Annotated in this window: 12 protein-coding genes; 9 read left to right on the forward strand and 3 right to left on the reverse strand. The window is 69.7% G+C overall.

Features of this window, described 5'->3' with window-relative positions; genetic code table 11:
* The 3 genes from VE326_07220 to VE326_07230 form a co-directional block, all read left to right on the forward strand.
* A partial coding sequence (locus VE326_07220) for a hypothetical protein (protein ID HYJ32997.1) occupies window positions 1-643 on the forward strand: 643 nt, incomplete at its 5' end.
* On the forward strand, window positions 579-1247 hold the full coding sequence (locus tag VE326_07225; protein ID HYJ32998.1) for a polysaccharide deacetylase family protein: 669 nt from the start codon (window positions 579-581) through the stop codon (window positions 1245-1247). The genes VE326_07220 and VE326_07225, both read left to right, overlap by 65 nt.
* Window positions 1248-1302: 55 nt before the next feature.
* Window positions 1303-1779, forward strand: coding sequence for a hypothetical protein (locus VE326_07230; protein HYJ32999.1), 477 nt, complete (start codon window positions 1303-1305; stop codon window positions 1777-1779).
* Between the two features lies 1 nt (window position 1780).
* Here VE326_07230 and VE326_07235 read toward each other — a convergent pair whose 3' ends face one another.
* The 3 genes from VE326_07235 to VE326_07245 all read right to left on the reverse strand — a co-directional run bounded on the left by VE326_07235 (window position 1781) and on the right by VE326_07245 (window position 3910).
* A complete protein-coding gene (locus tag VE326_07235) occupies window positions 1781-2233 on the reverse strand; it encodes a Spy/CpxP family protein refolding chaperone (GenBank protein ID HYJ33000.1) in 453 nt (150 codons plus the stop codon).
* Between the two features lie 112 nt (window positions 2234-2345).
* Window positions 2346-3059: a hypothetical protein gene (locus VE326_07240; GenBank protein ID HYJ33001.1), complete on the reverse strand. Its 714-nt coding sequence runs from the start codon at window positions 3057-3059 to the stop codon at window positions 2346-2348.
* A complete protein-coding gene (locus tag VE326_07245; protein ID HYJ33002.1) occupies window positions 3056-3910 on the reverse strand; it encodes a YihY/virulence factor BrkB family protein in 855 nt (284 codons plus the stop codon). Before VE326_07245 ends, VE326_07240 begins: the two co-directional genes overlap by 4 nt.
* A 181-nt stretch (window positions 3911-4091) precedes the next feature.
* On the opposite strand from VE326_07245, the gene VE326_07250 reads away from it, so the two are divergent.
* The 6 genes from VE326_07250 to VE326_07275 form a co-directional block, all read left to right on the forward strand.
* The gene (locus VE326_07250; protein HYJ33003.1) at window positions 4092-4838 is read left to right on the forward strand and encodes a response regulator transcription factor; all 747 of its coding nucleotides are present in this window, start codon (window positions 4092-4094) and stop codon (window positions 4836-4838) included.
* Between the two features lie 123 nt (window positions 4839-4961).
* Window positions 4962-5579 carry a cytochrome c family protein gene (locus VE326_07255; GenBank protein HYJ33004.1) on the forward strand — a complete coding sequence of 206 codons (618 nt, stop codon included), beginning with the start codon at window positions 4962-4964 and terminating at the stop codon, window positions 5577-5579.
* Between the two features lie 24 nt (window positions 5580-5603).
* Window positions 5604-7838, forward strand: a complete 2235-nt coding sequence (locus VE326_07260) for a cytochrome b/b6 domain-containing protein (protein HYJ33005.1) — start codon at window positions 5604-5606, stop codon at window positions 7836-7838.
* The gene (locus VE326_07265; GenBank protein ID HYJ33006.1) at window positions 7835-8290 is read left to right on the forward strand and encodes a Rieske (2Fe-2S) protein; all 456 of its coding nucleotides are present in this window, start codon (window positions 7835-7837) and stop codon (window positions 8288-8290) included. The genes VE326_07260 and VE326_07265 overlap by 4 nt, the downstream gene beginning before the upstream one ends.
* Window positions 8291-8301: 11 nt before the next feature.
* Window positions 8302-9444 (forward strand): cytochrome b N-terminal domain-containing protein, encoded by a 1143-nt coding sequence (locus VE326_07270; GenBank protein HYJ33007.1) that lies wholly within the window; start codon window positions 8302-8304, stop codon window positions 9442-9444.
* Window positions 9441-10106 (forward strand): hypothetical protein (locus VE326_07275; protein HYJ33008.1); only part of this gene is annotated, 666 nt, incomplete at its 3' end. The genes VE326_07270 and VE326_07275, both read left to right, overlap by 4 nt.

A 10106-nucleotide genomic window follows, 5' to 3' on the forward strand; every position in this document is an offset into this window, starting at 1 on the left:
ACGCGCTCTCGAGGACCTGGAGCGCGAGGACCCGGAGACGTTCCGGCGGCTGGAGCGCCGCGCGCTGGCGCAGGAACGGATCCGCCGTGCGCTTGGCGTCTCCGATCGCGCGCTCGCCCCGCGGCGCCCGCGCCGCTCGCCCGCGCGCGCCGCGATCTCCGCCGCGATGACCGCCCTGGGCGCCCTCCCCGCCATCGCGGGCGCGACGATCCATGCGCTGCCCGCGGCATTGACCGACCTGGCCACGCGGCGGATCGCCACGACATCGGCCCAGGTCGCCTTCGTGCGGATCGCCGCGGGCGCGATCTTCTTCGCCGCGGGGTACGTCGCTCTGGGGTGGGCCCTTCTCTTCCGGTGGGGCATGCGCCCCGAGATGGCGGCGGGTGTGCTCGCCGTCTCCGCGCTGCTCGGCGCCTGCGCGCTCGCCTACACGCCGCGCGCGCGCGCGTGGATGGAGCGGTGGCGCCTGGGATGGATCGCGCTCCGTCATCCCAGTCTTGTCCGCCGGGCGCACCGGGAGGAAGAATGGCTCGAGCGCCGGGTGGCGGCGCTCCTCGAATACGCCCTGGAGGTCGCCGATGTCGATCCTGCATACACGCCGGTTCTCGAGCTGGGCGCGCGGCCATCTCCTCTGCAGCGTTGACGAGGCGCCGGACCGCTTCGCGATCACGTTCGACGACGGACCCAATCCCAACGCCACCGATGCCGTCCTCGACGTGCTCGCCGGGCATGGCGCGCGCGCGACCTTCTTCATGCTGGGGGGGCACGTGCGCCGCCGCCCGGGCCTGGCCCGGCGAGTCGTCGAGGCCGGAAACGAGGCCGCCGTCCACGGCGACACGCACTGGCCGATGCCGCTGCTCCTGCCGGGCGCCATGCGGAAGCAGGTTCGCCGCTGCGCCTCCTCGATCGAGGACGCGACCGGGACCTCCCCCCGCTTCTACCGCCCCCCGTACGGGTTCATGACCCCCGGCCAGGCGCGCTTCATCCGGGGCCTGGGCTTGGAGCCGGTGCTGGGGGACGTCTATCCCGATGACCCGTACCGTCCCGGCGCCGGCCGCATCGCCGCTCGGGTGCTGCGCCGGCTTACGGGGGGCTCGATCCTGATCCTCCACGACGGCAGTCCCTTCGGCGGTGCCGACCGGAGCCAGACGATCGAGGCCCTGGGGGTCATTCTCGGGGAGATGGGGCGCCGGGGACTCCGGGGGGTGACGGTGGCGGATCTGGTCGGGGCCCCAAAAAATTTCTGAATCTCCGCTTTTTGGGCCTCCCCAGGTGCCCGGGGTTCCGGTCTATACTTGGTCCATGTCCGCCGCAACCCGGGTTCTGGCCGTGAGCGCGCTGGTGGTGGGTCTATGCCCGGCGCTGGCGTTCGCGTGCAAGGACGAGGCTACCGCCAAGGCCGAGGCCGCCGCCAAGACGGTCAAGGTCGAGGCGACCTGCAAGGTCACGAACGGCTGCACCGTCGTCAAGATCAAGACGTCCCGCGCGGACAAGATGGTGACCGCCGTCGTCGACGACACGAAGTGCACGCTCAAGATGATGAACACGCAGGGCGCGCACCATGCGTGGGAGCCGGGACACCTGATCGAGCCCGACTCGATGAAGCTCGGCCCAGGCGACGATCTCAATGCGCCGGACGCCGAGCAGTGGGTCCGCGTCTCCAGCAAGAGCGGCTCGGTTCAGCTCCACCGCGGCCCCTGGGAGAAAAAGACGGGGGGCCGCACCTGGATGAACGTGTACGGCCCCTACCGCGTCTTTCTGCAGTCGCAGCTTCCCTAACTCACATCACCAGCGTTCCCGTTCGCAGAAGATAGGCGAGCCGCGCCCGCTGCTCGGGTTGCAGCAGGGCGTGCAGACGCTCGATCGATTCCACGACCTTCCGCTGGACGCGATCGGCGCTCTTCGTTCGGAGCGCCGCGGCTTCGTCCGCCTTGGCGCGATCGAACGCATCGCCCTCGGAGGCTTCGGCCAGCAGGCTGACCGCCCGGCGGTCGTCCACTTCGGCCTGGGCGCGCTCGATCTTCAGCTGATCGAGAATCGCCGCGACCTGCTTCATCTGCGCGTCGTCCAGCTGTAGCTTCCACGCGAGGAAGCGCAGCGGACGGCGGACGCCGAGGCCGGGCGAATGTCCGAAGCCGGGGTAGTGGTGGTGGGAGAAGTCGGACCAGGGTTGGCTGGCGCCCCAGCGGGAACCGCAGTGGGCGCGCGCCGCATGAACGGCGGGACGGCACATAGGGATGTTCCTCCACGCGCCGGGGCCGTGCTCTCCGAAGTCGGGAGGGCTCCCGGCGGGTCGTCATGACGCGGGCACCATGCCTCGCGTCGGGAGAATCATAGCACGACGACTACCCGGCGGGCTCGCGCCTCCCGTCCCGCGCCCGCCGTTCCGCGTCGCTTCGCACCAGCCCCAGCACCTGCTGCCGGATGAGGAGAATCCCGGGCGACATCGTGGCCCAGTACTTCCGGAACCGCTTCCGCGCGCTCGCGTCGGTGGTGGCCACGCGCGTCTGGGTGCGGAAGAGTGAGCGCTCCTCGCCGGCGGGATCCACCTCCAGCGTCCAGACGATCTTGGCCCAGCCGGGCCGCTGAAACGCCGCGAATCGCGCCGGCGGGAGCGGATGGAATTTCACGTTCGATTCCCACGGCCGCGTCACGGCGCCGAAGACCATGGCGCGCCCCGGCACCTCGGCCAGGAGGCCCCAGCCCATCCCCTGCACCTGATCCAGGAAGGGGCGGCGGGCCAGCTCGCGGCCCTCGCTGTGAAAGAGGATCCTTCGCGATTCGAAGACGGCGCGCACCAGGGGAGAGCGCTGGAGGTCGACCTCGCGCGCGGCGGCGTAGGTGACCGGCGCGGGCGCCTTCACCCCGATCTGGTGCCGTTCCGAGACGTCGTACTGCGGCAGGAAGCGATCCATCGATACGACGGCTCGAGGGGGAGGCGCCTGGGGTTTGACGCGCCCGAACCGGGTCCAGGCCGCGCCCACGTAGACGGCGTATCCCAGCGCGCCCGCGCCCGCCACAAGGACGAGCGCGAGGAGAACCCGGCGCAGGGCCCTCACGCGGCCCCCGCCAGCTTCTCGGCGCGGCGATTGCGATAGACCGAGGCGAATTCCGCGCCGATGAGGAGGATCGCCGAGCAGACGTAGACCCAGAGCATGAAGCCGAGGATGCCTCCCAGCGCTCCGAACAGGGAGGAGCGGCTCGCGATGACGGCGACGTACAGCCCGAACAGGTACTTCGAGACCTCGAACAGGAAGGTCGCGACGAGCGCGGCGGGGAGGACGTCGCGCATGCGGTGCGCCACGTTCGGCACGTACCAGTAGACGAAGAAGAACCCCGCGAAGCTGAGGAGCGCGGGCATGCTCCACTGCACGGTGGCCCAGACCAGGTCGGGTCCCGCCGGCAGCCCACCCGCCGGGATCTCCCGCTCGCCCAGGAGCACGTGCAGACCCGCCGTGCTCGCCGCGGAGACCACGAGGAGCGCCCAGATCCCGAGGCCGGTCATGAAGTCGCGCACCCGAACCCGCACGAACCCGCGCCGGGAGCTGACGCCCCATGCCCGATTCAAGCCCCACCGCGTGGCGCTGATCATCCCGAGCGCCGACCAGGCGAGCCCCAGGGCGCCCATGACGGAAATCCCCGCGCTGGCCTTTCGGATCGCCTCGACCGATTGAAGCAGGATCGTGCGGTTCTGGGTGGAACCGGCCGGCAAGAGCTCGAGCATGTGCCCGAGAAGGTGCGCCTGCTCGTGCGGATCGTGAATCGTCCAGCCGATCGAGAGAAGCAGGAGCGCGACCGAAGGCACCGCCGAGAAGAGCACGAAGAATGCGATGGAAGCCGCATTCCGGGCGCCCTCGTGCTCCTGGAAGCGGAGGAAGGTCCTTCGCAGATTTCGAGCGAGCAACATCATGGCCGGGGTGCCCTCGGGACCGTCACGCGCCGCCTAAACGATCAATCGTTGCGGCGGATGCTACCCTCGTATACCATATGACGTAATGGCAGTCTCCAGACGACCCCAGCGTAAGACCGTCGCCAAGCCCAAGGCGAAAAGGCGGATAGCGATCGCTGCGCCCGCCAAGAAGCCGCCGTCGATGCGCCGCGTGCGGATCATCCTTGCGGACGATTATCCGATGGACCGGGCCGGAATGGTTTCCATTCTGCGCTCCCAGCCCGATTTCGAGATCGTGGGCGAGGCCTCGTCGGTTCGCGAGGCGGGCGCCATGTGCCGCGAGATGAATCCCTCCGTGCTCATTCTCGCCATGCGGCTCCAGGCGACGGAGGGGCGCACCCCGATCGCTTCGGTGCATGCGGTGTCTCCCGAGACGCCGGTGCTCGCGATCGCCGAGCGCGCCGAAGGGCACTGCCTGGTGCTTAATCCTCCGGGTTCCAAGCGCACCGACACCGGGCAGCTTCCCACCACCTGCACCCAGGGCACGGACTGCCTGCAGCTCGCCGTGGCCGAGGGAGCGACCGGCACCATCCGCCGCAGCGCCACCCCCGACGAGCTCTTCCGGGCGGTGCGCACGGTGGCCTCGGGGAACGCCTGGTACGAGGCGGGCACCGCGACCGCGATCATGCGCCACGCCCTGGCCGGCAACGGCTCGGCGGGCAGCGCCCCCGCGCCCCTGTCGGGACGCGAGCTGGAAGTGGCCGAGCTGATCGCGGCCGGGCGCTCCAACAAGGAAATCGGCTCCATCCTCAACATCAGCGCGCCGACGGTGAAGAAGCACGTCGGCCGGATCCTCGAGAAGCTCGGTCTCCAAGACCGGCTCCAGGTGGGCCTGTACGTGGCCCGCAACCCGCTCGTTCTCCAACCTCTCGATTCGAAGCGGCGTTAAGCCGCTCCGTTGCTACCTAGGTACCACTCCGATTGCGCCTGCGAGCGCGTAGACTGGCGCGCGCGACACGACGATGATTGGTGTGGTCAGAGCAAACGTGGTGGTTTCCACAGGGAGGGTTCGATGAAACGACTCGGTACGACGCTCGCAGGAGCGGTGTGCGCCGGCGTGCTGGCACTGGGCTTCTGGGGAGTCGCGAGCGCTGAGGATGCCGCCGCGGCCGCTCCTGCCCCGCACCAGTATGTCGGGGCGAAGAAGTGCAAGATGTGCCACAACTCGGAGAAGGGTGGGGCGCAGTTCACCCACTGGACGGAATCGAAGCATTCCAAGGCGTTCGCGACCCTGGCGAGCGAAGACGCGAAGAAGATCGCCACCGCCAAGGGGATCGCCGATCCGCAGAAGGCGGCCGAGTGTCTCTCCTGCCACCAGACGGGCTACGGCGAGGCGGCCGATCACTTCGCGGCGACCTACGTGGCCGAGGACGGCGTGACCTGCGAGTCGTGCCATGGCGCCGGATCCGACTACATCAAGATGAAGACGATGTCGGGCATCCGGGACAAGTCGCTCAAGGCCGAGGAGTACGGCCTGGTGATGCCGACCCAGGAGCGCTGCGTCCAGTGCCATAACGAGAAGAGCCCGAGCTTCAAGGCCTTCGACTTCGCCGCCGACAGCACCAAGATCGCGCACGGGATTCCCGCGGGATACAAGCGTGGAGGCGGGACGGAAGAGGCGGCCCACTAACCTCGACCCCTGGCCAACCGTCATATGACGAGCGCGCGGCGCCCAAGGCAGCGTCCCTGGGCGCCGCGCTGTATCTGCTTCCCCGTCTCGGTCGCGCGCGCGGTCGCGCTCGCGCTGGTCGCGGGCCTCGCGGCCGTCGCGGCCCTCCTCGCCGGGATGCCGGCCGGCGCGGCAACCCCCGCCCGCATTCCCGACTCCGTGTGTATCGAGTGCCACACCGGAGCCAACCTCGATAGCGCCGTCGTCCGCGGGCGGAAGGTCAAGCTCGACATCGACCGGGCCGTACTCCAGCACTCGGCCCACGCCGGCGTCGCGTGCATCCAGTGCCACGCCGGGATCAACCCCGAAGAGCAGCCGCATCGCGCGCGCCCCGTGCCGGTCGACTGCAGCCGCTGCCACATGAACGCCGACTCCGTGCACGTCTTCCACGCGAAGACGACATTCGCGAAGGCGGCGGGGACCGTCGGATCCTGCCAGGGCTGCCACGGCGATCACGACGTTCCGAAGAAGGGCGCCGTCACGACGCCGGCCGGCGCGCGGTCGCTGGACGCCGCGTGTGCGCGCTGTCATCGGGAGGAAGTCGCGCACTTCGAGACCTCCGCGCATGGCCGCGCGGCCGCGCGCGGCGAGCGCTCGGCGCCGACCTGCCTCTCCTGCCACCGCCTCCCGGTCACCGCGGCCCGCGCGCGCGGTCAGCGCGACGCGCGTCTCAAGCTGGCGCAGGAACAGCTCTGCCTCCACTGCCACCTGGACGATCCCGCGGTGCGCGCGCGCGTCGGGCCACAGACGGGGTTCATCCGCGCCTACGAGACGAGCATCCACGGGCAGGAGCTCCGGCGGGGGAACGCGAAGGCGGCGACCTGCATCGACTGCCACGGCAGCCACGAGATGGCGCGCGGCTTCGATCCGTCCGCGAGGACGGAGAAGTTCCACATCCCGGACACCTGCGGCCGCTGCCATGACAAGATTGCGGAGGTCTACCGGACGAGCGTGCACGGCCAGGGGATCGCCAAGGGCAACCCCGACACGCCGGTCTGCACCGACTGCCACGGCGAGCACACGATCAAGAAGGCCGACGCGCCGGAGTCGCCGGTCGCGCCGGGGAACGTCTCGGCCGAGGTCTGCTCGCCCTGCCACTCGTCGGTGCGCCTCGCGACCAAGTACGGCATCAAGAGCGACCGCTTCCAGACCTTCTCCGATTCGTTCCACGGGCTCGCGATCCGTGGCGGGCAGGTTTCGGCGGCGAACTGCGCTTCCTGCCACGGCGCGCACGACATCCTTCCCTCGAGCGACCCGCGGAGCCGGATCAACCCCGCCCGGCTCACGGTCACCTGCGGCAAGTGCCACTCGGGCGCCACCGCGGCGTTCGCTCGAGGGAAGGTGCACCTGGAGGTCACGCGCTCGAAGGAGCCGCTCCTCTACTGGATCGGGCTCATCTACACGATCCTGATCGTCGGGGTCGTGGGCGGGATGCTCCTGCACAACCTGTTCGATTTCTTCCGCAAGGCGCAGCACAAGCTGCGCGTGCGGCGTGGGCTGGCGGCGGCACACGAGCCGGAGAGCCGCGCGCTCTACGTGCGCATGACCGGAAGCGAGCGGGCCCAGCACGCCACCCTGCTCGTGAGCTTCACCGTCCTCGTGCTGACCGGCTTCATGCTGCGCTATCCCGAATCCTGGCCGGTGGAGCAGCTGCGCCACATCTGGCACAACCTGTTCGAGGCCCGGGCGGTCATCCATCGCGTCGCCGGGGTGGCGATGGTCGCGGCCTCGCTCTTCCACCTGGGGTACCTGGCGTTCACGAAGCGCGGGCGGGAGTTCTTCCGCGACATGCTGCCGCGTCCGTCGGACCTGGGAGACGTGATCGGCGCCTTGCGCTATTATGCCGGCCTCACCCGTCAGCGTCCCAAGTTCGGCCGCTTCTCCTACGTCGAGAAGTCGGAGTACTGGGCGCTGGTGTGGGGCACGGTCGTGATGGCGGGGACGGGGGTGATCCTCTGGTTCCAGGACCCGTTCATCGCCCTCCTGACCAAGCTGGGCTGGGACGCGGCGCGCTCGATCCACTTCTACGAGGCGATCCTCGCGACGCTGGCGATCCTGGTCTGGCACATCTACTTCGTGATCTTCAACCCGGACGTCTACCCGATGAACCTGGCGTGGCTGAAGGGGACGATCACCGAAGAGGAGATGGAGGACGAGCACCCGCTCGAGCTGGAGAGGATCCGGCGCGAGCGTGAAGCGGACCCGGAGGTTCGACCGTGAGCGAAAAGGACGCCGGCCAGGAGCCCAACCCCGAACGTCGCGGCGCCCTCGTGTGGCTGGTCCGCGGATTTCTCGCCCTCTGGGCCCCCGCGGCGGCCGGCATGGCCGCCTCCTTCCTGAAAGCTCCGTCGCCCGAGAACCGGCCCGGCGAGAAGATCCTCCGCGGGGGACCGATGTCGTCGATCGCCGTGGGGGATGCCCGGCTGGTGCGTCACGGCACCGATCCGGTCTACGTGGTGCGCGTTTCCGAGGAGCAGGTCGTGGCCGTCTCGGCGATCTGCACCCATCTTCGATGCGTGGTCCGGTGGAACCGCGACACCGGCACGTTCCGCTGCCCCTGTCATGACGGCGCGTTCGATCGCGGCGGCAACGTGCTCTCCGGCCCGCCGAAGAAGCCGCTTCAGCAATTCTCCGCCGAGGTCCGGGCGGACGAGATCGTCATTCACACCTGAGCGGAGATCCTGTGCCAAGGAATCGCGGCGGCCTTCTCGGCTGGCTGGAAGCCCGTGTCAATCTGACGGAGATCGTTTCCTTCCTCACGGTGTTCGGTCTGCTCCCCGTGGAGCTGGACTCGAGGAAGCCGCTGAAGGAAGCGCTGCGCGAGGCGATGGCGCAGCCGCTCCCTTCGTACGCGCGCTGGCCCCAGGTGATCGGCGTCCTCTCCTTCATCCTGTTCGTGATCCTGGCGGTCACCGGGACGATGCTCGCGTTCTACTACCAGCCCACGGCGGACGTGGCCCATTCCTCGGTGACGCTGATCGCGCGCGACATCTCGTTCGGCAACCTGACGCATCAGGTCCATCACTGGGCGGCGGTGCTCTTCCTGATCCTCCTGGCGGCGCGGGTGATCCGCTTCTTCTTCGCGCGGCTCTACCACCAGGGGCGGGAAGTGGTCTGGGTCGTCGCCGTGCTCACCTTCGTGGCCGCGGCGATCGCCGACCTGACGGGGCGGCTGTTGCCCTGGGACGCGCGCGGGTACTGGACGACCGTGCGCGCGCGCGAGGTGACCGATGCGCTGCCGATCCTCGGTCCCTTCACTTCGTTCCTCGTGGGCGGTAGCGGTCTCGACTCGCTGGTGCTGACGCGCTACTACGTGCTGCACGTCGTGGTCTTCCCGCTGCTTCTGATCGGGCTCTTCTATCTCCACTTCTCGAGCGTGCGGCGGGTGGGGCTCTCGCGCAACGAGCCGTCCGGCTCGGGGGCGGCCCCGACCCCCGTCGGTCCGCGCGCGCTCCAGGTGGTGACCTACGACCTCATCCTGCTCATCATTCTCATGGTCGGGGCGCTGCTCACGTTCGCCGTGCTGGCGCCGTATCCCTTCGACGTCGCCGCCGATCCCTTCACGACGCCCCCCAACGCGCGCCCGCCGTGGTACCTCCTCGCGCCCCACGCCCTGTTGGAGGCGTTCCCGGCGTGGGTGCCGCGGCCGGTCCGGGGCATCCTGCCCGAGGCGGTGCTGCTGGCCGTGATCCTGGTCCCGATGATCGATCGCGGGACGGTCACCGACGAGCGGCGGCGGAAGCTGTTCCGGAATGTCGGCTACGCGGTGCTCGCCGTGTGGGTGCTCCTGACCTTGATCGGCTGGATGCTGGAGGTGCGGCGGTGAGCGCGGGGAAGGTCGTGCGGACGGGCGCGCGGATCGCGGTCGTGGTTGGGGCGGTCGCGTGGTGTTGCGCATGGGGCGGCGTGGCGTGGGGCGAGCCGACCGATTCCACGGCGGGGAAGGCTGCCGCGGGCGCGCCGGCGCCGGAGAAGGCCGCTGTGACAGCGCCGACCCAGGAGAAGGCGGCTCCGCCCGCACCGGCGCCCGCCAGGTCCGCCGCTTCCAAGCCGGCTCCCGCGAGTGCCATCCCGCGCGCCGCCGTGCCTCCCGCGGCCACCGCTGCCCGCGCAACGGCCGCCGACGCCGGCGTCGTCTTTCCGCCGACCCCGGTCTCTCACGAGGAGACGAACCCGCCCGCGCGTGCGGTTCCGCCGGGATCGAAAGCGGGCGTCACCTCCAAGATGTGCGGCGTCTGCCACTCCGAGGTCCGGGTCAAGTACGAGCAGGGGGTCCACAAGACTGAGGGGATCGCCTGCACCTCGTGCCACGGGGGCGATCCCGACGCGCTCACGGTGGAGGGAGCGCACAAGGGGAACTTCCGGGGCGTGCCCGCCCGACGCTCGATTCCCACGCTCTGCGCCTCGTGCCACGCCGACGTCGCGAAGATGCGCGTCTACAACCTTCCGTCGAACCAGTTCGAGCTGTACCAGACGTCGCAGCACGGA

This window comes from Candidatus Binatia bacterium (assembly GCA_035631035.1).
Classification (GTDB): Bacteria; Eisenbacteria; RBG-16-71-46; order SZUA-252; family SZUA-252; genus DASQJL01.

Coding starts and splice junctions, on each gene's coding strand:
- VE326_07225 (HYJ32998.1), top strand. CDS start 579: ATGTCGATCCTGCATACACGCCGGTTCTCGAGCTGGGCGCGCGGCCAT.
- VE326_07230 (HYJ32999.1), top strand. CDS start 1,303: ATGTCCGCCGCAACCCGGGTTCTGGCCGTGAGCGCGCTGGTGGTGGGT.
- VE326_07235 (HYJ33000.1), bottom strand. CDS start 2,233: ATGTGCCGTCCCGCCGTTCATGCGGCGCGCGCCCACTGCGGTTCCCGC.
- VE326_07245 (HYJ33002.1), bottom strand. CDS start 3,910: ATGATGTTGCTCGCTCGAAATCTGCGAAGGACCTTCCTCCGCTTCCAG.
- VE326_07250 (HYJ33003.1), top strand. CDS start 4,092: ATGCGCCGCGTGCGGATCATCCTTGCGGACGATTATCCGATGGACCGG.
- VE326_07255 (HYJ33004.1), top strand. CDS start 4,962: ATGAAACGACTCGGTACGACGCTCGCAGGAGCGGTGTGCGCCGGCGTG.
- VE326_07260 (HYJ33005.1), top strand. CDS start 5,604: ATGACGAGCGCGCGGCGCCCAAGGCAGCGTCCCTGGGCGCCGCGCTGT.